We start from the raw sequence: 21,075 nt of genomic DNA, 5'->3' as shown, positions 1-21,075 counted from the left end.
AGCTGTAGTAGTCAGGAGAGCGTATGCAACCCGCGGCATTCGGCGCGACCGTGGTCACCGACCGGCCATCGGACGTGGCCACGTTCTACGCGCAGTACCTCGACCTGCAGGTCGGGATCGATCTCGGCTGGTTCATCACGCTGCGCCGCGGCACGGCGGACTGGGAGCTGGCGATCTGCGAGCGCGGCCACCCGACCGTTCCGGCGGCGGTGTCGGCGCTGACCGAGAGCACCAACGTCTTCGGCTTCGTCGTCGAGGACGTCGACAAGATCGCGACCGCTCTGCGCGAGGGTGGCGTGCGACTGGAGAACGAGCCGGTCACCGAGGTGTTCGGGCAGCGGCACTTCTTCGTCCGCGACCCGGCCGGGACGTGGATCGACGTGATCCAGCTCGTCGAACCGGACCCGGAATGGGTCGCGGCGAACCTGCCCACGGCGCCATGACCCGTGGGTGCGGATCTCCAGCACTCACCAAGTCCGCCTGAGCGGTGCGATCGCCGGTCGGCTGAGCGTGAGCCGTGGTCCGCGCCGCGGGTTGGTGAGTGCTGGCGGTCCGCCTCAGACGGTGAGTAGGACCTTGCCGAGCTGGGTGGACTGCTCGAGCATCTCGTGCGCCTTCGCGACCTCGGCCAGCGGGAACGTCGAGTGCACGACCGGGCGGACCTTCTTCTCCGCGATCAACGGCCAGACGTGGCCGACGACCTCCGCGAGAATCCGGCCCTTGTCCTCGACCGCGCGGTACCGCAGGCCGGTGGCGATCACCGAGCCGCGCCGGCTCATCAACCGGCCGAGATCCAGCTCACCCTTCGTGCCGCCCTGCATCCCGATCACCACGAGCCGCCCGTCGTACGCGAGCGTCTTCACGTTGTCGGCCAGGTACTTCGCGCCGATGATGTCGAGGATCACGTCGGCGCCCGCGCCGTGGGTGGCCTCGTTGACCACCGAGGGCCACTCGGCTTCCTTGTAGTTGATCGCGACATCCGCCCCGAGCCGGGTGCAGAACTCCATCTTCTCGGCGCTGCCGACCGTGGTCAGCACCCGCGCGCCGTGGGCGACCGCGAGCTGGATCGCCATCGAGCCGATCCCCGACGAGCCGCCGTGCACCAGCAGGGTCTCGCCGGCCTTGAGGTGCGCGGTCATGAACACGTTCGACCAGACGGTCGCCACTACCTCGGGCAGCGCGGCCGCGCTGACCAGGTCGACACCGTCCGGGACGGGCATCACCTGCGGTGCGGGTACGACGACCTTCTCGGCGTACCCACCACCCGCGAGCAGCGCGCAGCACTCGTCGCCGACCGACCAGCCCTCGACCTCGGCACCGACCGCCGCGATCCGGCCGGATACCTCGAGACCGATCGTGCCAGGAGCGCCTGGCGGCGGCGGATAGAAGCCCTGGCGTTGCATCAGGTCAGCCCGATTCATGCCGGCGGCAACGACGTCGATGACGACCTCGTCGACGGCTGGTTCCGGGTCCGGGAGCTCACCGATCCCGAGGACGTCGATTCCGCCGGCTCCATCACACACGACAGCTCGCATGCTGCCCAACTTACCCTCAGCTCTCGATGAGCCGGACCATGTCCTGCGCGATCGAGTCGAGGTAAGTGGTCTCGCCTATCGACTGGAACCAGTCCCATAGTTCGAGCGAGTGGTAGAGCCGGTAGATGTCCATCCGGTCCGCCGGTACGGCGCCGTACCCGTCGGTGAGGCCCGCGAGTTTGCCGGCGTCGTCGTGCGCGGAGTACTGGATGGTCTTGGCGAGATCGATCAACGGGTCGGCGGCGATCGCGTTCTCCACGTCGATGAAACCCGTGACGCGCCAGGTGCCGGTGTCCACGAGGATGTTGCCTTCGTGGAAGTCGTTGTGACACAGCACGGCAGCGGTGTTGTCCGAGAACAGGTGCGCGTGGTCGCGGACGTGGGTGCTGAGCTTGGCGTGCAGTTTCGCGTCACCACCGAGCTGCTCGAACTCCGCGAGCTTCTTGGCGAACTGGCGCCGCATGTACTGGTCGTTGTCCGGCAGCGGGTCCAGGATCTGATCCGTCAGATAGCCGTACGCCGGTTGCGCGATGCGGTGCACGCGCTGCAGCAGCTCACCGAGCTGGGTGTACATCGCCCGCCAGTCGGGCGGCTCGACCTGGGACAGCGGCGCGCCGTCGAGCTTGGTGAGGATCGTGACGCCGTCGCCGACGTGCACGACTCGCGGGATCGAGTCGCCGACCTCGGGTTCGAGCATCCGGTAGACGTGGACTTCCTTGGCCTGTTTCCAGCGCCACTCGGGCGCGTAGACCTTGACGATCAGTGGGTCGGCGGAGGTGCGGACCTCGTACACGGTGCTGAGCTGGCCGCCAGTGCGTTCGAGCACCTCGACGACGTCGAGCCCGACGACGTCGGACACCAACTGGGCGATATCCATGAGTCGAACCTATGGGCGGTGTCGAGCGGGTTTTCCGGCCTTCAGTTGTCGAGGTCGGACCAGGTGTCGACGTCGTCGCCGGCTCTGGTCGGTGGGGTCCAGACGAGGTCGAGTCCGGCGAGCGTTCGGCGTACCGACTTGTCCCTGGGATCGCCGACCTGCTGGATCGCCTGCGCGAGGGCGGTGCGGCGGTAGGCGGTGGCGAGCTGTTGCTCCTGCCCGCTGTGGTCGCGCAGGCCGCATCCGTCGTGCTCCCCTAGACCGTCGATCAGCGTCGCTACATCGTGAGCTGTGATCCACGGCAGGTCACAACTCACCACGACCACGACGGGCGCCGTGCCGTGTGCCAATCCGGCGGCAAGCCCGGCCAGCGGACCGCCCGAGGGCGGGTCCTCAACCGTCCAGTCGACCGTGCGGTACGTCGTACGCACCGGTCCGACCACCACCGTCGACGTCGCGGCGGCTGTGGCGGTCAGTACCCGGTCCAGCATCGAGACGCCATCCAGCACGAGCATCGCCTTGTCCACGCCGCCGAACCGAGTGGACCCGCCCCCGGCCAGCACCACCGCGTCAAACTCCACCCTCGCAGTCTGCCAGCAACCGTCCTCTCAGTTCTCAGACCACCTGAGGTTCAAGGCGTGGTTTCTGCGGCACCATGGAGAGATGAGGATCGCCGTGGTGCAGACCGCCAGCAGCTACGACAAGGCCGCGAACCGGGACCTGGTCACCCGCCTGGTCGCGGACGCCGCCCAGGGCCGGCCTGATCTGGTGGTCCTGCCGGAAGCGGTGATGTCGGACTTCGCCGCCGAAGGGGAGTCGGTGGCCGAGGCTGCCGAGCCGCTGGACGGTGAGTTCGTGGCGACGCTGCGGAAGGCCGCGGTCGAGCACGGGGTGGCGATCGTCGCCGGTATGTTCGAACGCAGCTGTGACCAGCATCGTCCGTACAACACGCTCCTGGCCGTCGGCGCGGACGGCTCGCTGCTCGGTGCGTACCGGAAGATCCACCTGTATGACGCCTTCGGCTACAAGGAGTCCGACCAGCTGACACCTGGCGACGTCGCGCCGGTAGTAGTGCAGATCGGTGGCCGTTCACTCGGTTTGATGACCTGCTACGACCTGCGCTTCCCCGAGCTGTCTCGCGCACTGGTGGACGCCGGCGCCGAGGTGCTCGTCGTCCCGGCCGCCTGGGTCCGCGGACCGCTCAAGGAACACCACTGGACCACGCTGCTCACCGCCCGGGCCGTGGAGAACACCTGCTACGTCGCGGCGGCCGCTCAGAACGGGAAGAAGTACTGCGGCCTCAGCCAGATCGTGGACCCACAGGGCGTCGCGCTCGCGTCGGTAGGCGAGTCGGACGGACATGCGTTCGCTGAGGTCACCGCAGAGCGCCTGGCCGACGTACGCAAGCGCAACCCGTCGCTGCAGAACCGCAGATACTCCGTCACCCCCCGCTGACCAGTGCGCGGACCGAGTGGTCCAAAAGTCTGGCGGACCCGTTAGCCTCCTGGGCGTGGTGGATGGGTTTGATCTGGAGCATCACGGCGATCTCGAGGTCGGCGCGGGACTGGTCGACCTCGCTGTCAACGTGCGCGCGGGGACGCCGCCGGCCTGGCTGGTCGACGCGATCACCGCGAGCCTGACCGACCTGGCCGCGTACCCACGCCAGGATGCGGCGGTGGCAGCTGTTGCCGACCGACATGGTGTAGCGCCGGACCGGGTGCTGCTGACGGCGGGCGCGGCGGAGGCGTTCGTGCTGATTGCGCGGGCGTTCCGGCCGCGGCATCCGGTGGTCGTTCATCCACAGTTCACCGAGCCCGAGGCCGCGCTGCGGTCGGCCGGGCACCTGGTCGACCGGGTGATCCTGCGTCCCGAGGACGGGTTCAGGCTGGACCCTTCCGCCGTACCGGCCGATGCGGATCTCGTTGTCATCGGCAACCCGACCAACCCGACCTCGGTGCTGCATCGGGCCGACGACCTGCGCGAGCTCGCGCGGCCGGACCGGATCCTGGTCGTCGACGAGGCATTCATGGACGCCGTACCGGGGGAGCCCGAGTCGCTCGCCGGGGCGTCGATCCCGGGCCTCGTGGTGGTGCGCAGCCTGACGAAAACTTGGGGACTCGCGGGGCTGCGGGTCGGGTACCTGCTCGCGGGCGCGAGCCTGATCGAGCAGCTGGCCGCGGTTCAGCCGCACTGGCCGGTGTCCACTCCTGCGCTCGCGGCGGCCATTGCCTGCAGCAACGAGCGGGCCGTCGCCGAAGCGGCCCAGGCGGCGTTGGACATCGAACGTCAGCGTGTCCATTTGCTCGACAGGTTGCGTACGGCGGGTGGACTTTCGACGTACGGCGTGGCGCGGGCACCGTTCGTCCTCGTGCACGTGCCGGGTGCCGCGGAAGTGCGGGAATCGCTGCGTGCGCAGGGATTCGCGGTTCGGCGCGGGGACACGTTCCCCGGGCTCGGGCCGGACTGGTTGCGGATCGCCGTGCGTCCTGAGGACGTCACGGACGGGTTCGTGAAGGTGCTGTCCGACGTCCTGCGCTGAGTGGAGTCGGGCCTGCCGCTCAATCGAGTTGGCGCTGTAACGCACGAGGGGTTTAGCTGAGGACGACTTTGCGCACAAGATGACCAGGTGCCCGAGTGGTATGTCCCGGGCAATTTCTGGCCATTCGTAAAGGAGCAGCGTCATGGGTCTCAGCGACGACGACATGAACACCTCGTCCGAAGGCGGCTACGAGAACTCGGGCGGAGGCGACGACGGTTCGTCGGGTGGCGGGTACGGCTCGTCGTCCGACGGGGGCGCGGACGGCGGAGCCGACGGCGGCGCGGGGGGCGGCGGCTACGGCGAGGGTCCGGCGGACGGCGGAGCGTCGCAGGGCACGCAGGACGGCGGCGCAGACGGTGGTGCCGGCGGCGGCGAGGGTACTGCGGATGGCGGCGCGAACCCGGGTGGGACCGACGGCGGTGCTGATGGTGGCGCTGGTGGTTACGGCGACGGCGGCTCCGGTGGAGACGGCGGCTCCGGTGGTGGGGATGGTGGCGGCGGTTATGGCGAGGGTCCTGCTGATGGTGGTGCTTCGCAGGGCTCGCAGGACGGTGGCGCTGACGGTGGTGCCGGCGGCGAGTCGGGTGGGAACTACTCCGGCGGCTCGGGTGACTCCGGTGGTGAGTCGGGTAGTGGCTATAGCGAGGGTGGCGGGAACTCGGGCGGCTCGGACGGTGGTGCCGATGGTGGCGCTGACGGCGGCGCCGGCGGGAACTCCGGAAGCTGGTGAGTACCGTGCCGGAGGCCGGGCCCTTTCCCAACAACTCGCAGCCGCCGGCTGACGGCCGTGAGTCGCTGCGGGACGAGCGCCCGGCACTCCGGCGCTGTGTAGCCGGCGACCTGGACGAGTTCGCCAACTCCTACTGGGGTTCGCGGGCGCTGCTGTCCCACGCCCCCGACCTGCCCGCGCCGTACGACGACCTGTTCAGTCTCGAGGCGGTGGATGAACTGCTGTCCCGCCGCGGGCTGCGCACGCCGTTCCTGCGGATCGCCAAGAACGGTTCGGTTGTCGGCGACAGTCAGTTCACCGGGCCGGCCGGTGCCGGTGCTGAGGTCGCGGACCAGGTGCGCGACGACAAAGTCGCAGCGTTGTTCGCGAGCGGGCATACCGTCGTACTGCAGGCGCTCCATCGCACATGGCCGGCGCTGGTGGACTTCTCCACTCAGCTGGCGGCCGATGCGGGTCATCCGGTGCAGATCAACGCGTACATCACGCCTGCCGAGTCGCAGGGTTTCTCGGCGCACTACGACGTACACGATGTGTTTGTGCTGCAGGTGGCGGGCGAGAAGCACTGGACTGTGCATGAACCGGTTCATCTCGATCCGCTGCGCAATCAGCCGTGGACGGAGCACTCTCAGGCAGTCGCAGCGGCGGCTCGGGACCGGGAGCCGGTGATCGACGAGGTGCTGAGGCCTGGCGACTCGCTCTATGTGCCGCGAGGGTTCCTGCACTCCGCGAAGGCGCTGGGCGGCGTCAGCGCACACCTGACGATCGGCCTGCACACTCTGACGCGCTACCTCCTCGTGCAGGAGTTGGCGGTGCTGGCTGCGGACCAGGCGTCACTGCGCACGGCGCTGCCGCTTGGGTTCGACCCCGGTGACCCGGAGCAGTTGGCGGAGGAGCTGCCTGAGGTGGTCGAGTTCCTCACACAGGAGCTCCAATCCGCTACGCCGGAGGCACTGGCTGCACGCCTCCGTCGCCGGACCTGGTCCAGCAACCGGCCGGCTCCGCTCCCTCCACTCGCTCACGCTGCGTCGATCGCTTCGCTGGCGGTTGGTACGACGGTCCGGCTGCGCGCCGGTCTGCGCTGTCGTGTCGTCCCAGGTGATCCGGTCGCCCTCCAGCTCCCGGATCGGACCATCACGTTCCCGGCCGTCACCGCTGCTGCGGTCGCCGAACTCGCGTCGGGTGCCGACTGCAAGGTCGGCAACCTGCCTGGCCTCGACGACGCCGACCAGCTGGTCTTGGTACGCCGCCTCCTCACCGAAGCCGTAGTAGTCGCAACCGCCCAGTGATCCGCACATCCAAGCAACCGGTGAACCGCCCGCGAGTCGCTCCGTTGGCCGCACAGTGGAAACGTCCGGGTAGTTGAAGTCCGCAACAGTATCGTGAGGCGGCGTGGACCCAGGTGACGTCAGGTATCGACCGGAGACCGGCTGCGCAGCGCAAGCCGACCTCCGTCACGACTCGCTGATTGCCACCGCCCCACCCGCCGAGCGCTGGCTACTCATCGAGACTCACGGCCCGTGGCCTCGTCAAGCACTCACCTCTCTCCGATCTGTGGGTGACGTAGTGACGCGCAGGTGCCGGGAGCTGGGAATCCGCCCGGTCCTGGTGCGCCGCCCCGGACGAGTCGACCGGACCAGGCCCCGACGCTGGGCCTTGGTGGACTGCAGGCCGGGACGTGAGCTCGCACGTTGGGGTGACCTGCCAACCGATGGGCATCTCCTCGAGGTCCTGGCCGGCAACGACGCCGGCGTGGTCAGTAGCGAGCCGGTGTACCTCGTCTGCACGCACGGCCGTCACGACGCGTGCTGCGCCGTCCGCGGACGTCCCGTCGCGGCAGCCCTCACTGCCGCATACCCGGAACGAACCTGGGAGTGCAGCCACGTCGGCGGCGACCGCTTCGCGGCGAACGTGGTCGTCCTGCCCCACGGTTTGTTCTACGGGCACGTCCCACCGGCCCGCGCCGTCGAACTCGCGAAGCAGTACGACGAGCGTGCCGTCGTACCCGATCTCCTCCGTGGATCAGGTGCGCTCATCCCGCCCGTGCAGGCGGCCCAGCACTTCGCCCGCGCTGCCGGTCATTCGGCCCGTGTCGACGACCTCCTTCCGCAAGCTGTTGAAGTCCTCGGGGAGCACCGCTGGCGAATCCTCCTCGCATCCACCAACAGCCTGGTCTCCGTCGAGGTGTCGGCCCATGTCGACACGATCGACGCCCGCCTGACCTGCGCGGGTTCCTCGCCCACTCAGGTCCGCCGCTTCGAACTCCACAACCTGAACACCACGTGACCGTGCATGACCGCCACGTGGCCACCACCCTGGCCGCACACCTAACGGGTCAGGACGGATCCACGGGCCGATCCGCACTGTGCGCGCCGTAGTACTCCGACTGGCGCGCCATGATCTCGCGCATGGACGTGCCGCGGGGTACGCCGTACACCGTCCCGGGGAAGTCCAGTTCGCGTTGGACCTGCCACAGCTCCTCGTGCCGGTCAGGGGAGAAGAGCTGCGCCGGGTCGCCGGCCGCGATCCATCCGATCGGGAGGACCACGCCTGCTTCCAGTCGCGAGTTCACATGCAGCACGCTGTTGATCCGGAGCTCCGCACCTGCGCCGGCGACGGAACCGGGGAACAACGCGGCGCCCGTGGCGATGAAGACTTCGTCCTCGACCGTGGCGCCGTTCACGTGTGCATGGGGACCTATTAGGACCGCGTCGCCGATCAGCGCGGGATGGTCGGCCCGGCCTCGCACCAGGGCGTTCTCCATCACCACACTGTTCTCGCCGAGCCGGATCTCGCCGTTCTCCGCGGTCAGCACCGCACCGTGCAGGACTCTGCTGCCTTCGCCGAGGACGACGGCGCCGCAGAGCACGGCCGATGGGGCGACGTACGCGGATTCGGGCACGACCGGTCGACGGCCGCGGTGTTCCATCAGCATCTGTCGGTGTCCTCTCCTAGCCTGTCACCTCGCTCCTCAATGCGTACCCGATCTGTGCGGACTCTCCACGGCCCGGGTCCTCACAACCCGGGCGGCGGTGTCCTCCGGGCCGTCCACGTCGGAGGTGGGAGGCTCGGGCCGGCGGACAATTCGGGTGGAGAACCGCGAACTGAGCCAACATTAGAACAGATGTTCGAGAGAGTGCAACGCATCCTGACGGGTCAGGTACCGAGGGTGGTGAGCAGTGCCGTCCGGCGTCGACACCGGTGCCGCCTGGTGTCAGATCCGCTCGGAGCTGAGCCGCGGCGCGACCCGCGCGAGGACGTAGATGGTCGCGCTGGCGATCAGCGCGACCGCCGCGAGCGCCAGCCACGGCAGCTCGTGATGGACCTCGAAGAGCTGCGTGAAGAACGCCGGCGCCAGCACGCTCGCGAACGTGAACGAGTACTGCCAGTACGACAGGTACTTACCGCGCCCGACCGTCGGCGCGACCGCCGCCGACAGCGCGTTGTTGGTCGCCGCGTGCAGTACGTCGGCGAACGCATAACAGGCCGTCGCGAGCACCAGCACCGCCACGACCAGACCCGCCGGGATGTGAACCTGCAGCGCCATCAGCAGCGCCCACACCGCGTAGGCGATTCCAGCAACAACCATGACGTTCGTACGGCGCCTGCGCTCGGTGTGCCGTACGACCAGCGTCTGACCGGTCGCCAGCACCAGCGCGGTCGCCGCGATCAGCACACCGACGAGCCACTTCGGCACGGTCAGTGCTTCGGTGACGTACACCGGCACGCCGACGCCGAGCATCATCGTGCAGAGGGCCAGCAAGGTGTTGGCGCCGATCAGCACCAGGAAGGTCTTGTCCTTGCGCAACAGCGGAGCAGGTCCGGTGTCCTGCGTGGATCGCTTGTGGTGCGACGGATGCAGTCGCAGGAGCAGCAGCCCGGCGAGATAGAACGTCACCGCGTTCACGGCCATGCCGACCAGGAACGGGGCATCGCCCCCGATCGCCAGCAGCCAGCCGGCCGCCAGAGCGCCCAGCGCGAGACCGCCGGCCTGCATCATCCCGCCCAGGCCGAACCACTTGTCTCGATCGCCCTCGTCGGCGACATCCGCGAGCAGACTGAAGATCGCCGACCAGAACACCCGCTGTCCGGTCGCCATCACCAGCGAGCACAGGAACAGCAGCCAGACCGACCGCCCGAAGAAGAAGCCGGTGAACGCCAGGCCCTGGGCGAACTGTGCGCCCACCACGATGTTGCGCGGCCCGATCCGGTCGATCACCACGCCTACCGCGGCCGGGGCGGCGATGGAGAACAGCGTGGCGACAGTCAGGATCAGTCCGGCCGTCCCGAGCTCGATGCCGGCGACCTTGTTGAAGAACAGGAGCAGGAGCGGCCCCGCGCACCCACCGCCGAATGAGTCGATCGCCAGACCGGCCAGGAGCGGTACGCGGCCACGTACGTTCGGGAGACCGAGTGACGCGGCTGCGGGCATGGCAAAGCACTCCGATCGGGCTTTTGGGGGCTGGCGAACACTAGCAAGCGTTCGTCAGCACGCTCCAACAGATTTCAGTCTGTTGCGGAGACCCGCCGTACCGCCACGTTCTGGAGGGGACGCCAGGCGGTCAGTGTCATCACCACCATCGCCACGAAGGCGATCGCGAACGGAGCGGCCAGTCCGAAGCGCTGCGCCAGTACTCCTCCCAGCGCGGAGCCGACCGCTGCACCGCCTACTGAAGCCAGCAGGTACACGCTGTTCACTCTGCCCATCAGGTTGTCCGGAGTGACCAGCTGACGCGTTGTAGTCGAGACGATGCCCCACATCACCGCATGAACCCCGAAGACCGCCATCGTCACGGCGACCACCCACGGGCTCCTGGTGAGCGCGAGGATGAGGTGGACCGTCGTCTCGACGACCAGTCCGACCCGTAGCAGCGTCACCGAGCCAACCCGCGGCTCCAGGAAGTGGTACGTCGGCATACCGAGCACACCGCCCACGGCGCCGACCGAAACGAGCAGTCCGAACTGTGTCTCGGTCAGACCGAGCCGCTCACGGGCAAACAACACCCAGGTGGCGAAGGCGGCACAGAACGTGATGTTCATGACCAGGATCGACAGCGCGAGCGTCCGCACACCAGCGTGCTTCCACAGCCACCGGACTCCGTCCCGCACCTCGTGCAAGAGCGCTGCCCGAGCGGCGTGGTCAGGCTGCGGCGGGCGTACGGCGACCCGCGCTATGAGCGCCGCAGCAGCGGCAAACGTGACCGCGTCGAAGACCAGCGGGATGCCGGCGCCCGCTGCGAACAACAGTGCGCCGAGCGGCGGACCGCCGAGCTGCTGGAGCACCGTGCCGCTGGCGAACAGGCGCGCGTTCGCCTTACCGAGGTGCTCTTTCGGCACCGCGCTCACGAGCAGTGCGCCAGAGGCGTTGTCCGCAAGCGTTTCCGCCGTACCGAGTAGGAAGAGCGTGACGTAGACCGCCCAGAGCGGTGCGGCGCCGAGCAGTACGGCGATGCCGAGCCCGGCCAGGACGATCGCGCGAAAGGTGTCGGCGGCAACGATCATCAGGCGACGGTCGAAACGGTCCACCAGGACGCCGTTGAACAGCGCGAACAGCAGCCACGGCAGCTGCTGGACGAACGCGGCCGCTCCGACGGCCGCCGGCTCGGTCGTGATCGAGGCGACGAGCAGCGGGCCGGCGGCGAGCAGGGCGCCGTCGCCGAGGTTGGAGATGATCGAGGCCGGCCAGATCTTCCGGAAATCGGACCCGAGCTCGGCCGGGAACGCCAGTGCGTCGAGAGAACGCATGAATGTGACTCCTGAGGGCATGACGGATCGACAGGGCACCGGCGTACGCCGGTCCGTGCATCCGGTCGGTGCTGCTCAGCGCTGCTCGGTGTTACTCGGTGCTACTCAGCGAGCCAGCGAGTCAGCGTGCCGACCGGACCGTGTGTGCCATGACCTCGAAGGACCGAGACATCGCTCCCACCTCCGTCCGTACCCTCAGGCGGTCCATCCGCCGCTGCGGCGACCCTACCGGCCACTCCCCGCCCCCGCACTCGGATTCCCCCCGCCCCACCTGCGCTATCCTCAACGCTCGGCGGCAACCGCCAGGAGGGTTCGCATAGCGGCCGAGTGCGCTGGTCTTGAAAACCGGTATGGCGGGTGACCGTCATCGTGGGTTCGAATCCCACACCCTCCGCTTTCTGAGTCACCGAGCAGCGCCCTTACCTGCTGAAACATGGGGGTGGCGCCGCTTGAGCGGGTCCGAGTGTTCCTGGGCGTGTCCGGCCAACACCAGCCGTCTGCGGCTGTCTGTGCCCGCATTGTGCCCGCGAACCGAGCTGCGGATCTGCTTTCAGGTGCGACCGTGCGGCAGGGGTGAGTGCGGATCCCCGATGTTGATTGCGGCGGCTACGCAAGCGCATGCTGTGGCCGTGAACAAGGTTCCGCTGACGACGCCGACCCCGGCGTTCGGGGAACGGGTCGTGGGCGCGGCGGCGATCGCCTTGGGAGCGTCGTTGGTCATCCAGAATGCGGTGTTTGTCTGGACCAGGCCGCCCGGCTACGGCGACCCGATCGAGAAGGTGCTCGCCTGGCACGCGGAGAACCGGGGCGCGGTCGCGATCGCGGTCGCCTCAGAGGCGCTGAACCTGCCGCTGCTGCTCGTGTTCGTGACCGGTCTCCACGGGCTGGTAGGGCGTCGCGGGGGTGCGGGCGCCGATTGGTCGCGCCTCGCGGTGGCCGCGGGCGCGACGCTCGCGGCGGTCTTCGCGTTCTACGCCGTTCTGTGGGACGGAGTCGTATTGTCCGCCGGCGAGCTCGCCGAGCCGAGCCCGCTGTTCAAGCTCGTCTGGCAGCTGCATGCAGGAGCATTCGCTCTGGCGCTGTCGGCGCTCGGCACCACCTTCATCGGCGCTGCGCTGGCGGCGCATGCGAGTCGGCTGGCGGCGCCGTGGCAGCGTGTGCTCGGCGTGGCCGGGGGAGGCCTGGCGATCGCCGCCGGGGTGGCCAACCTCGCGATCGCTGACGGCTCGCCGATCCTGCTCGTGGGGCTACTCGGCTACGCCGCCTGGCTCGTGTGGCTGCTGGTGACCGGCGTACGGCTGGTTCTGATGCCCAGGAAGGTCGGCGCTACCTAGGAACCGCTCCCGCCATTCGGCAGTCTGTACAGAAATTCTGGCGGCGGGCTGTCGGATCTGGAGTTGGGTGTTCGTTGCAGGGGTGACGGGCGGCCGGAGACAGGCTCCCGGACCGGCAGAAAGGCGTGGCGGTATGCGGAAGTTGATCTACGGAATGAACCTGACTCTGGACGGCTACGTCGCAGCGCCTGGTGATGACATCGGGTGGAGCAGTCCGAGTGACGAGTTCTTTCAGTGGTGGCTTGATCGGGAGTTGGCGATCGGGCTGTTTCTGTACGGGCGCAAGATGTGGGAGGGGATGAGTTCGTACTGGCCGACCGGCGACGAGCAGCCCGACGCCACGCCGGCGCAGATCGAGTTCGCGCGGAACTGGCGGGACACGCCGAAGGTGGTGTTCTCCTCGACGATCGACAAGGTCGACTGGAACGCCCGCCTGGTCACGGGCGACGCGGTCGGGGAGATCACCCGGCTCAAGGCGGGCGACGGCGAGCCGATGCGGGTCGGTGGCGCCACGCTCGCGGGGGCGGCCATGCGGGCCGGGCTCGTCGACGAGTACGAGGTCGTCACTCATCCGGTGCTGGTGGGCGGCGGCAGACCGTTCTTCTCCGCGCTGGACAGCTGGGTGAACCTGAACCTGGTGGAGACGCGGACGCTGCCCGGCGGCGTGGTCGTGACCAGGTACGAGACGAGGCGTTGAGCGCGACTCCCAGCGCGAGTGGAACGCCTCCGGCGAGGCACGCCCACCTCTTTTCCGAGAATTGTCAGGCCTGGGGTGTCGGATCCGGTGGGTAGCGTTCGTGGGACCGGTGGGAGGCGGTCGGGGAGCGGCCGTCGGACAAGGAGTGCTGAGATGGCGCATTACCTGATCTCGTTCGCTAACGGGGCGATGGACCACGTGCCCGCGGAAGAGTTGCCCGATGTGGCCAAGGCGGGGCAGGCGGTGATCCAGGAAGCGAAGGATGCCGGTGTGTTCCGGTTCGCCGGTGGGTTGAACTACGGCGTCGACGCTGCCACGGCGACGACCGACGGGCTGTTCAGTGAAGGGCCGTTCGCGACGAACAAGGAGCAGCTCGGCGGGATCTTCGTCGTCAACGTGCCCACCCGGACGGAAGCTCTCGAGTGGGCGGCGAAGGTGGCAGCCGCGTGCCGCTGCCCGCAGGATCTTCGCAAGTTCATGGACGACCCGGAGGCCTGACCAAGGCCGCCCGACCCCGCCCGCCTCGCGCCGGGCCCGCCGGGTCAGGTGGCCTTGTTGGAGTCGATGGTGTCGAGGTCCCGGGTGGCGAAGCGGAGGTGTTCCCACTCCTCGTGGAGGATGACGCGCAGGCAGGAGCCGACCGTTTCGGGGTGCTCGGGTGCATGCGGGTTCTTGCGGGCCGATTCGAGGTCGGCGGCAGTCACTTCGGCGAGGTAGTCGCGGACCATCTTCAGGCGGCCGGCGCGGGCCTCGAGGACCTCCGCGTACGTCGGGACGGGGGAGGTGCCGTCGTCGGTGCCGCCGTAACGCAGGCCGATCGGGTGGTGCGGCTCGTCGAGCTCCAGGATGGCGCTGCCGAACCAGATGTCGGTGGCGTGGACAAGGTGCCGTTGCGTCTGCGCGAACGACCACTCACCGCCCACCGAGACGTCGACAGTGCCCTCCGGCATCGCCGCGGCGCGTGCCTGGGCGGCTGCCCAGGCGGCCTCCACCTTGGCGAACGCTGCTCGGAATGCCTCCGGATCCTGCGCCCGCCGCTCTCCGCGGCCCGGGAACCGCCGGTTGAGCTCAGCCTCTACGAGCGGAGCCACGTCGACGCCGTTCACGATCATGCTGCCCCCGGCCTCGGTGAGCCACGGCGAGTCGAGGTCGGCACCTTGCAGGTCGATGCCGCGCATCACCACGCCGGACAGGTCGGCCTCGATGAACTGGGCCCCTTTCAGGTTCACCTCGTTGAACCGTGCTCCCTTGAGGTTCGCCTCGACGAACTCCGCGCCCTGCAAATCGTCCGTCCGACCGAACTTCGTCATGCCAACTCCCGTGGTTGTCGATGTCGCGGCGAGCCTAGCCGTGACCTCGGACACAAAAGTCGTGCGCGCGGGACCCGGCCCGTGATGGGGTCGAGAGACCCGGCGAAAGGAACTGGACATGGACGTCCTGGAAGCGGCCGAGCGGTTGGGCTACCCGGAGCGGGACCGGACACGGTTCGAGGGACTGCGGTACGGCGACCTGCGGCTACCGGACAACGCCGCGGACCTGATGGCGTACTGCGGAGTCGACCCGGCCGACCAGAAGGAGATGCTCGCGGCGCGGCCGGACCCGGACCACGAGCCGGAGTGGTGGGCCGTCACCGCCGCACTGGCGGGAGAGATCGAACGCGACTTCGACCTACCCATCCCGCCCACCGGGTTCCGCGGGTGGCCCGCCGTACCGCGGGATGCGTCCCCCGTGGGACTGTTCGCGGCGGCGTGGGCGTTGCTGGCCAGTGTGCCGCGGCTGTGCGAGCTGCACGCAAGGCGTGGTGTGCCGGAGGCGGTGACGAGAACGAGCGTCTCCGCGCTCGGAGGGGTGATGGGAACGCACCGGCACCTCTTCGGCCGTTCCGGAGTCGGCCTGATGTCGATGTGGACGCCACCGCTGCGGTTCCGTGGTGCCGACTACGAGTTCGGTCGCCACGCGTTCACTCGGACTCAGCTCGGCATGGGCGACGACGTGTCCGGGTACGTGCTGTCTCTGCACATCCCACCGACCGGCCGGCTCGACGCACAGGCTTCTGAAGAGTCGATTGCCACTGCGGTCGAGTCGTTCAAGCGCTGGTACCCAGAAGAGCCGGTGAGTGCGTTTGTGTGTCACTCCTGGCTCTTGGACCCGCAGCTGGCCGAGTACCTGCCTCCGGAGTCCAACATCATCCGTTTCCAGCGTCGGTTCGACCTGCTGCCGTACCTCCCACCCGATGACCCGAGTGACGGTGATCGCGAACTGATGCGGCTCGGTCTGCAGATCGCAGTACCAGACCATCCGCTGACCGAGGAGGACCTCGCCGCGGTCCCTCAAGAGACCACTCTGCAGCGTGCGTTCGTCGACCACCTGCGTGCCGGTCGCCACTGGCACCAGCGCACGGGCACCCTGAAGACATGGAGCTGAGGATCCCAGTCGGTACGGACGAGGTCTGGGCCGACCATTTGGCCGGAGGCGGCGTACCGATCGTCCTGCTGCACCCCGAGAGCGGGGACTCGCAGGTGTGGGACCCAGTGCTGCCCGGGCTGAGTGGCCGACGCGTGCTCCGGTACGACGCTCGCGGGTCAGGGCGTTCGTCGCGCGCGAGCGGTGAGTTCTCGCCGCTCGGGGACCTTGAGACCGTACTGAGCCAACTGGACCTCCAGCGGGTGCTCCTGGTCGGCTGCTCGGCCGGCGGCGGGACGGCGCTCAGCTTCGCGCTCGTACATCCCGAGCAGGTGCATGGACTGGTGCTGTTGTACCCCGACGTGCCCGGTTTCCCGCGTCCCGAGAGCACGGGGGAAGACGGGTTCGACGACGACGTGTACGACCAGCTACACGAGATCCGGGTGCCGTCCGTTGTCGTGGTCGGCGACGAGGACAGTCCGGTGCGTTCAGCCATGGCCGGCGCCACTGCGGCCCGCATCCCCGGCTGCGAGTTCATCTGGACACCCGGCGCCGATCCGCTGCGCCACGCAGACACAGTGACCGACGCCGTGCGACGGCTGGCCGGGGACTACGACGCCGGGTAGGACAGGTGCTGGTGGATCATCTGCCAGCCGGTTGGCGTCTTGCGGAAGACGCGGGTGGCGCGCGGCCTGGTCTCGGTGCCGTCGGCCGTGATGTGGTCGATGGACCAGGCCACGGCGAGATTGCCCGCGGACTCGATGGTGGGGTTCGGGATGGTGAACGTGATGGGGTTGGAACTGGACTTCAGGCCGGCCGCGCACACCTCGCGGACCGCAGGCTTGCCGCTGTAGTTGCCGTCGATCTCGTACGAGACGACGTCCTCGGCGATCGGCTCCATCAACGCGTCCAGATCGCCGGAGGCGGTGTCCTCGCCCCACTTGTCGAGGACGGCGCCGACCTCCGTCGTGTCGGCGTCCTCGTGGGGGAAGGAGTGGTGCTCGTGCGTGACGGTCCAGCGGTCGTCGATCTTCCGCAGGCCGATCGTGAGACGCAGACGCTGGTCCGGATTGTCGTCCGGGGTCCCGCACCGCAGAAGCGCGAAGGCGAAACCGACGTCCGAGCCCGCGGTCACGTCCAGCGACACCAGCTCGAACGAGGCCCCCGACCGCTGCCATTCGAAGAACCCGGGCCACGTCGCGCGGTACGCCTCCAGCCCGCGCACCCCGTCGTACGGCGGCGGCACGTCGAACATCACCAGGTCAGGGGCATGATCGGCCAGCACCGTCTTCAGATCGCCCGCGTGGACCGCGGTGACCCAGTTCTCGATCAGTGTGCGGATCTCCTGCTCGTCACTCATGGCACTCCTCGGTAAGGCAGCTTGTCACCCGCTACAACCCGGGAGGATCCACAAACTCATCGGGCAGCCCGAAAGTCGGGAAATCCGCCTCCAGGTATGACACCACCTCGACGATGTGCGAGCCCCGCAGTACGACGACATCGAGCCCGGCGGGCACGTAGCGGTCGCCCTCGAGCAGGTAGGTGCCGAACGCGAGCTGGCCGTTCGCACGCGCGGGCAGGAACCGCCACTGGTCGCGCAGCGGTCCGTCGAGCAGGAACGTCCGGATCGCGTCGCGACCGACGAACCAGTCCGGCAGCGGAGGCATCGAGTACTTCGCGTCCTCGGCCAGCATCGCCACGATCGTGTCGACGTCGCGGGCCTCCCACGCTGCGATGTAGCGTCGTACCAGGTCTCGCTCGCCCGACTCGCCCAGCGTGCGCAGAGTCTGCTGCTGACTCGGTACGGCGCTCACCACGGACCGCGCACGCTGCAGCGCGCTGTTGACCGCGGCAACCGATGTCTCCAGCAGTTCGGACACCTCACGGGCACTGAATGCCAGTACGTCGCGCAGTAGGAGCACTGCCCGTTGCAGAGCGGACAAGTGCTGCAGCGCCGTGACGAACGCAAGCTCGACGGACTCCAGCGCCAGCATCTCGGCCTCGGGAGTCAACGCAGCGGTCCACGTCAGCCGGCTCTCCGGGTACGGATCGAGAGCCTCCTCCGCACGCTTATCGCGGCGCTCGATCAGCGTGAGGCAACGGTTCGTGGCGATCTTGTACAGCCACGCGCGGATCGATCCGCGGTCGTCGTACCGCGGCAGGCTGCTCCACGCGCGGAGGAGCGTCTCTTGGACAGCATCCTGCGCGTCCGCGTCAGAGCCGAGCATTCGGTAGCAGTGCGCGTGCAGCTCACCACGCCACGGATCGACCAGCTGTCCGAAGGCGTGCTCGTCACCCGCTCGCGCGGCGGCCAGCAGCTCCTGCATCACTGGCACGCTAACGACTGGTTGGCCCAGCGATCCAGCACTGCAGCAGCTTTGCCGCTGTCCACAGCCTCCGCGCAGCGCTCGAAGCAATCCGCCAACGGCTCCAGACCCCGCTCCAGCGTCAACGTGGTCAGTGCAGCGGCAGCATTCAGGAGTACGACGTCCCGCACCGGACCGCGTTCTCCGGCGACCACGTCACGCATCAGTCGGGCATTGAACGCGGCGTCACCACCTCGTAGCTCGGCCAATGACGTCGGCCGCAGGCCCAGTGAGCGCGGGTCGAACACCGCCTCCCGGGTAGAGCCGTCATGCACGACCCAGACACGCGAATAGCCAGTAGTAGTGAGCTTGTCGAGGCCGTCGTCGCCACGAGCGACCAAGGCGGACTTGCCCTGTTCGGCCAGCGCGCCGGCCAGTACGGGCAGCATCTGTGGGTTGGCGACGCCGACGAGCTGGTGTGGTGGATCAGCTGGGTTGAGCAGGGGTGCGAGCACGTTGACGGCGGTTGGGACTGCGAGCTCACGGCGTACCACTGCGACTTGGCGGAGGGCTGGGTTGAAGCGTGGAGCGAACAGGTAGGTCAGCCCGACGTCGGCTGCCATCTGAGCGGCCTGAGTTGCGGACAGGTCGAGCGGGATCCCCAGGTGCTCGACCAGGTCACTGGAGCCGGCTGCTGAAGAGGAGGCAGCGCGACCGCCGTGTTTGACGACGGTGACACCCGTGGCGGCTACGACCACCGAGGCCATGGTGGAGATGTTCGCCGCACCAGTGCGGTCACCGCCTGTCCCGACGATGTCGACGAACGGTCCGGTAATGCGGACCGGTGTGGCATGCGAGCGGAGTGCGGCGGCCAGGCCGATGAGTTCGTCCGAGGTCTCGCCCTTGGCCCGCAGGGCGATCAGGAAGCCGGAGATCTGGGCCGGTGACGCGTCGCCCAGCACCAGTTGGTCCATTGCCCACCCGGTGTCCGCCGCCGACAGGTCGGAGCCGGCCAGGAGCGCGGAGATCAGGCCGGACCAGGTCCGGAGCGTTGTTGCCATCGACAGTCCTCGGGGTGCTGGGCCGCCCACGAGGAGAACATGACAACGGCCGCCTCGCAGGAGACGGCCGGGTGGATGCGCGCGATCAGGCCGTCAGTCGACGGCCCACCACATACCTGCGCGCTGGAACATGCACCCGAGATTAGCGCACGCGGACTGCTTGTCACATCATGATGAGTCGATCCGTCAGAGCACTGAGGACCGGGACAGCGGAAGGGCAGCGGTGGACGAGCACGAGGAGCTGGCGCGGCAGTTCGAGCAGAACCGTGGGCACCTGCGTGCGGTCGCGTACCGGATGCTCGGGTCGTTGGCCGAGGCGGAGGACGCCGTACAGGAGGCTTGGCTGCGGCTGAGCCGGACCGACGTGAGTGATGTCGGCAATCTGGCGGGCTGGCTGACCACTGTGGTGTCGCGGGTGTGCCTGGACATGCTGCGCAGCCGGAAGTCGCGGCGGGAGGACTCGCTGGACACCTATGTGCCGGATCCGATCATCGAGCGGGTGGACGGGGAGCTGGGGCCCGAGGGCGAGGCCATGCAGGCGGACGCGATCGGCCTGGCGCTGCTCGTCGTACTGGAGACGCTGTCGCCGGCGGAGCGGCTGGCGTTCGTGCTGCACGACATGTTCGGGGTCGGGTTCGACGAGATCGCGACGATTGTGGACAAGTCACCGGCGGCCACGCGGCAGCTGGCGAGTCGGGCTAGGCGGCGGGTGCAGGGTGCGCCGGCCAGTGACGGGGACGTGAGCCGGCAGCGCGCGGTCGTCGAGGCGTTCATGGCGGCATCGCGCGGCGGTGACTTCGAGGCGTTGCTCGAGCTGCTGGACCCCGAGGTGCTGCTGCGCGCCGACGCTGGCGGCGCGAGCGCGGAGTTCGCCGGGCCGGCGGTGTCCAAGCTGGTCCGCGGTGCGAAGGCGGTCGTCGAGCAGGCGCTGCTGTTCAGCCGCATGGCGCCGTACAACCAGCTGGCGATCGTCAACGGCGCTCCGGGGGTCATCACTGTCGTCAACGACCGCCTGATGGGTGTCATGGCGGTCACCGTGGCCGCCGGCAAGATCACCCAGATCGACATCCTCGCCGACCTCGACCGCCTCGAGATCATCCCCCTACCAGCCTGACCACGCGCTGAGCCTGCGCCGCCGCGGTCCCCGGGGGGTTGCGGTGCGCGCTCGGCCCGCCCGGTCCGATCAGCGTCAGCCAGAACCCGGCCCACAGACACCGCGCTGCCCGGAACCGCCCCGGATCCACAGCGAAGCGCCGTACCAGTGAAGTCCAGTCGGTCGCGCGACCCGACAGGTGCTCCACGAGGTTGGCGAGCTCGACAGTCCGGTCACCGAGCCCGGCGTCCTCGAAGTCGATGATGCGGACCAGAGTGCCGTCCCACAGGTAGTTGGTCAGGTTGGGGTCGCCGTGTGCGACCACCGGGTCCTGTACGTCGATCACGTCCGACGGCTCGTGGTCGAGCCAGGCTTGCGCGGCTGTGCCGATCACGCCGGCAGTGCCTTGCAACGCCTTCAGACCTGCGCGGGTGCGGTCGACGAGCGCAGGTAGATCGATCGGGGGCAGACCGCTGGGCTGGACCGACCAAAGCGTCTCCAGCGCGGTACCGAGGGCCGTCAGTTGCGGAGCGGTGAGCGGATCCACCAGCGGTACGCCGGGCAGCGGCGTCATCGTCATCCACGGAGTGGGCTCGCTGGATGAGGTGAGGGGTGCCGGGACAAGCTCAGGGACAGTTCGGGAGAGCAGGGCGAGGGCGTCCCACTCGCGCGACGGCTCAGCGCGTGACCAGGACGCGTAGCGCTTGGTGACGGTGGCGCCGGTTGCCTCGACCGAATGCGTCATCAGAAAAGTCTGT

23 protein-coding genes and 1 tRNA gene are annotated in these 21,075 nt (G+C 68.6%); 13 read left to right on the top strand and 11 right to left on the bottom strand.

The genetic code is table 11. The features are described 5' to 3' along the window. Nucleotides 1-23: 23 nt before the first annotated feature. Nucleotides 24-443, top strand: a complete 420-nt coding sequence (locus ACFYRH_RS04290; protein ID WP_387767860.1) for a VOC family protein — start codon at nt 24-26, stop codon at nt 441-443. 114 nt (nt 444-557) lie between these two features. On the opposite strand, the gene ACFYRH_RS04285 is transcribed toward ACFYRH_RS04290, so the two are convergent. Genes ACFYRH_RS04285 through ACFYRH_RS04275 form a run of 3 tightly spaced genes read right to left on the bottom strand, consistent with a single transcriptional unit; the run spans nt 558 to nt 2,993 of the window. Next, complete coding sequence (locus ACFYRH_RS04285; protein ID WP_387767857.1) at nt 558-1,535, bottom strand: NAD(P)H-quinone oxidoreductase; 978 nt, start codon at nt 1,533-1,535, stop codon at nt 558-560. A gap of 16 nt (nt 1,536-1,551) precedes the next feature. Continuing rightward, entirely contained in the window at nt 1,552-2,412 is an 861-nt protein-coding gene (locus tag ACFYRH_RS04280) for a phosphotransferase family protein (protein ID WP_387767854.1), read from the bottom strand. A gap of 41 nt (nt 2,413-2,453) precedes the next feature. Further along, the gene (locus tag ACFYRH_RS04275) at nt 2,454-2,993 is read right to left on the bottom strand and encodes a molybdenum cofactor guanylyltransferase (protein WP_387767851.1); all 540 of its coding nucleotides are present in this window, start codon (nt 2,991-2,993) and stop codon (nt 2,454-2,456) included. An 82-nt stretch (nt 2,994-3,075) separates the two neighbouring features. On the opposite strand from ACFYRH_RS04275, the gene ACFYRH_RS04270 reads away from it, so the two are divergent. From ACFYRH_RS04270 to ACFYRH_RS04250, 5 genes are all read left to right on the top strand, one after another. Next, on the top strand, nt 3,076-3,867 hold the full coding sequence (locus ACFYRH_RS04270) for a carbon-nitrogen hydrolase family protein (RefSeq protein ID WP_387767848.1): 792 nt from the start codon (nt 3,076-3,078) through the stop codon (nt 3,865-3,867). A 55-nt stretch (nt 3,868-3,922) separates the two neighbouring features. Beyond that, nucleotides 3,923-4,951, top strand: a complete 1,029-nt coding sequence (gene cobC, locus ACFYRH_RS04265) for an Rv2231c family pyridoxal phosphate-dependent protein CobC (protein WP_387767845.1) — start codon at nt 3,923-3,925, stop codon at nt 4,949-4,951. A 142-nt stretch (nt 4,952-5,093) separates the two neighbouring features. Continuing rightward, nucleotides 5,094-5,681 (top strand): hypothetical protein, encoded by a 588-nt coding sequence (locus ACFYRH_RS04260; RefSeq protein ID WP_387767843.1) that lies wholly within the window; start codon nt 5,094-5,096, stop codon nt 5,679-5,681. Next, nucleotides 5,678-6,967, top strand: a complete 1,290-nt coding sequence (locus ACFYRH_RS04255; protein ID WP_387767840.1) for a cupin domain-containing protein — start codon at nt 5,678-5,680, stop codon at nt 6,965-6,967. The genes ACFYRH_RS04260 and ACFYRH_RS04255 overlap by 4 nt, the downstream gene beginning before the upstream one ends. A 103-nt stretch (nt 6,968-7,070) precedes the next feature. Further along, a complete protein-coding gene (locus ACFYRH_RS04250; protein WP_387767837.1) occupies nt 7,071-7,964 on the top strand; it encodes a sucrase ferredoxin in 894 nt (297 codons plus the stop codon). A gap of 49 nt (nt 7,965-8,013) precedes the next feature. Here ACFYRH_RS04250 and ACFYRH_RS04245 read toward each other — a convergent pair whose 3' ends face one another. The 3 genes from ACFYRH_RS04245 to ACFYRH_RS04235 form a co-directional block, all read right to left on the bottom strand. After that, nucleotides 8,014-8,613 carry a gamma carbonic anhydrase family protein gene (locus ACFYRH_RS04245; RefSeq protein WP_387767834.1) on the bottom strand — a complete coding sequence of 200 codons (600 nt, stop codon included), beginning with the start codon at nt 8,611-8,613 and terminating at the stop codon, nt 8,014-8,016. Between the two features lie 279 nt (nt 8,614-8,892). Continuing rightward, nucleotides 8,893-10,110, bottom strand: coding sequence for an MFS transporter (locus ACFYRH_RS04240; RefSeq protein WP_387767831.1), 1,218 nt, complete (start codon nt 10,108-10,110; stop codon nt 8,893-8,895). A gap of 74 nt (nt 10,111-10,184) precedes the next feature. Next, nucleotides 10,185-11,423, bottom strand: a complete 1,239-nt coding sequence (locus ACFYRH_RS04235) for an MFS transporter (RefSeq protein ID WP_387767828.1) — start codon at nt 11,421-11,423, stop codon at nt 10,185-10,187. Nucleotides 11,424-11,728: 305 nt separating this feature from the next. Between ACFYRH_RS04235 and ACFYRH_RS04230 the strand changes: the two genes are divergently transcribed. The 4 genes from ACFYRH_RS04230 (at nt 11,729) to ACFYRH_RS04215 (ending at nt 13,952) form a co-directional block, all read left to right on the top strand. Further along, nucleotides 11,729-11,817 (top strand) — tRNA-Ser (locus ACFYRH_RS04230). Between the two features lie 235 nt (nt 11,818-12,052). Further along, nucleotides 12,053-12,757 carry a DUF4386 family protein gene (locus tag ACFYRH_RS04225; RefSeq protein WP_387767825.1) on the top strand — a complete coding sequence of 235 codons (705 nt, stop codon included), beginning with the start codon at nt 12,053-12,055 and terminating at the stop codon, nt 12,755-12,757. A gap of 133 nt (nt 12,758-12,890) precedes the next feature. Further along, nucleotides 12,891-13,454 carry a dihydrofolate reductase family protein gene (locus ACFYRH_RS04220; protein WP_387767822.1) on the top strand — a complete coding sequence of 188 codons (564 nt, stop codon included), beginning with the start codon at nt 12,891-12,893 and terminating at the stop codon, nt 13,452-13,454. Nucleotides 13,455-13,607: 153 nt separating this feature from the next. Next, a complete protein-coding gene (locus ACFYRH_RS04215; protein ID WP_387767819.1) occupies nt 13,608-13,952 on the top strand; it encodes a YciI family protein in 345 nt (114 codons plus the stop codon). A gap of 44 nt (nt 13,953-13,996) precedes the next feature. Here ACFYRH_RS04215 and ACFYRH_RS04210 read toward each other — a convergent pair whose 3' ends face one another. After that, nucleotides 13,997-14,764, bottom strand: coding sequence for a DinB family protein (locus tag ACFYRH_RS04210; RefSeq protein WP_387767816.1), 768 nt, complete (start codon nt 14,762-14,764; stop codon nt 13,997-13,999). A 118-nt stretch (nt 14,765-14,882) separates the two neighbouring features. Here ACFYRH_RS04210 and ACFYRH_RS04205 point away from each other — a divergent pair, with 118 nt between their 5' ends. After that, nucleotides 14,883-15,878, top strand: coding sequence for an acyltransferase domain-containing protein (locus ACFYRH_RS04205; RefSeq protein WP_387767813.1), 996 nt, complete (start codon nt 14,883-14,885; stop codon nt 15,876-15,878). Further along, nucleotides 15,869-16,483 carry an alpha/beta fold hydrolase gene (locus ACFYRH_RS04200; RefSeq protein ID WP_387767810.1) on the top strand — a complete coding sequence of 205 codons (615 nt, stop codon included), beginning with the start codon at nt 15,869-15,871 and terminating at the stop codon, nt 16,481-16,483. Before ACFYRH_RS04205 ends, ACFYRH_RS04200 begins: the two co-directional genes overlap by 10 nt. Here the strand turns inward: ACFYRH_RS04200 and ACFYRH_RS04195 are convergent. Genes ACFYRH_RS04195 through trpD form a run of 3 tightly spaced genes read right to left on the bottom strand, consistent with a single transcriptional unit; the run spans nt 16,468 to nt 19,224 of the window. Further along, nucleotides 16,468-17,217 carry a YybH family protein gene (locus ACFYRH_RS04195; RefSeq protein ID WP_387767807.1) on the bottom strand — a complete coding sequence of 250 codons (750 nt, stop codon included), beginning with the start codon at nt 17,215-17,217 and terminating at the stop codon, nt 16,468-16,470. The genes ACFYRH_RS04200 and ACFYRH_RS04195 overlap by 16 nt on opposite strands. Nucleotides 17,218-17,248: 31 nt before the next feature. After that, a complete protein-coding gene (locus tag ACFYRH_RS04190) occupies nt 17,249-18,184 on the bottom strand; it encodes a sigma-70 family RNA polymerase sigma factor (RefSeq protein WP_387767804.1) in 936 nt (311 codons plus the stop codon). Next, a complete protein-coding gene (gene trpD / locus ACFYRH_RS04185) occupies nt 18,184-19,224 on the bottom strand; it encodes an anthranilate phosphoribosyltransferase (protein ID WP_387767801.1) in 1,041 nt (346 codons plus the stop codon). Before trpD ends, ACFYRH_RS04190 begins: the two co-directional genes overlap by 1 nt. Before the next feature lie 223 nt (nt 19,225-19,447). On the opposite strand from trpD, the gene sigJ reads away from it, so the two are divergent. Then, nucleotides 19,448-20,338 carry an RNA polymerase sigma factor SigJ gene (sigJ, locus tag ACFYRH_RS04180; RefSeq protein ID WP_387767798.1) on the top strand — a complete coding sequence of 297 codons (891 nt, stop codon included), beginning with the start codon at nt 19,448-19,450 and terminating at the stop codon, nt 20,336-20,338. Here the strand turns inward: sigJ and ACFYRH_RS04175 are convergent. After that, on the bottom strand, nt 20,319-21,062 hold the full coding sequence (locus tag ACFYRH_RS04175; RefSeq protein WP_387767796.1) for a phosphotransferase family protein: 744 nt from the start codon (nt 21,060-21,062) through the stop codon (nt 20,319-20,321). The two genes, sigJ and ACFYRH_RS04175, sit on opposite strands and share 20 nt — an antisense overlap. Nucleotides 21,063-21,075 lie beyond the last annotated feature (13 nt).

The organism is Kribbella sp. NPDC004875 (assembly GCF_042873375.1).
GTDB lineage: Bacteria > Actinomycetota > Actinomycetes > Propionibacteriales > Kribbellaceae > Kribbella.
The sequence above is the reverse complement of the archived record's forward strand: the minus strand, read 5'-3'. Positions and strand labels throughout refer to the sequence as shown.

Coding starts and splice junctions, on each gene's coding strand:
- ACFYRH_RS04290 (WP_387767860.1), top strand. CDS start 24: ATGCAACCCGCGGCATTCGGCGCGACCGTGGTCACCGACCGGCCATCG.
- ACFYRH_RS04285 (WP_387767857.1), bottom strand. CDS start 1,535: ATGCGAGCTGTCGTGTGTGATGGAGCCGGCGGAATCGACGTCCTCGGG.
- ACFYRH_RS04280 (WP_387767854.1), bottom strand. CDS start 2,412: ATGGATATCGCCCAGTTGGTGTCCGACGTCGTCGGGCTCGACGTCGTC.
- ACFYRH_RS04270 (WP_387767848.1), top strand. CDS start 3,076: ATGAGGATCGCCGTGGTGCAGACCGCCAGCAGCTACGACAAGGCCGCG.
- ACFYRH_RS04260 (WP_387767843.1), top strand. CDS start 5,094: ATGGGTCTCAGCGACGACGACATGAACACCTCGTCCGAAGGCGGCTAC.
- ACFYRH_RS04245 (WP_387767834.1), bottom strand. CDS start 8,613: ATGCTGATGGAACACCGCGGCCGTCGACCGGTCGTGCCCGAATCCGCG.
- ACFYRH_RS04240 (WP_387767831.1), bottom strand. CDS start 10,110: ATGCCCGCAGCCGCGTCACTCGGTCTCCCGAACGTACGTGGCCGCGTA.
- ACFYRH_RS04235 (WP_387767828.1), bottom strand. CDS start 11,423: ATGCGTTCTCTCGACGCACTGGCGTTCCCGGCCGAGCTCGGGTCCGAT.
- ACFYRH_RS04220 (WP_387767822.1), top strand. CDS start 12,891: ATGCGGAAGTTGATCTACGGAATGAACCTGACTCTGGACGGCTACGTC.
- ACFYRH_RS04215 (WP_387767819.1), top strand. CDS start 13,608: ATGGCGCATTACCTGATCTCGTTCGCTAACGGGGCGATGGACCACGTG.
- ACFYRH_RS04210 (WP_387767816.1), bottom strand. CDS start 14,764: ATGACGAAGTTCGGTCGGACGGACGATTTGCAGGGCGCGGAGTTCGTC.
- ACFYRH_RS04205 (WP_387767813.1), top strand. CDS start 14,883: ATGGACGTCCTGGAAGCGGCCGAGCGGTTGGGCTACCCGGAGCGGGAC.
- ACFYRH_RS04200 (WP_387767810.1), top strand. CDS start 15,869: ATGGAGCTGAGGATCCCAGTCGGTACGGACGAGGTCTGGGCCGACCAT.
- ACFYRH_RS04195 (WP_387767807.1), bottom strand. CDS start 17,217: ATGAGTGACGAGCAGGAGATCCGCACACTGATCGAGAACTGGGTCACC.
- ACFYRH_RS04190 (WP_387767804.1), bottom strand. CDS start 18,184: ATGCAGGAGCTGCTGGCCGCCGCGCGAGCGGGTGACGAGCACGCCTTC.
- trpD (WP_387767801.1), bottom strand. CDS start 19,224: ATGGCAACAACGCTCCGGACCTGGTCCGGCCTGATCTCCGCGCTCCTG.
- ACFYRH_RS04175 (WP_387767796.1), bottom strand. CDS start 21,062: ATGACGCATTCGGTCGAGGCAACCGGCGCCACCGTCACCAAGCGCTAC.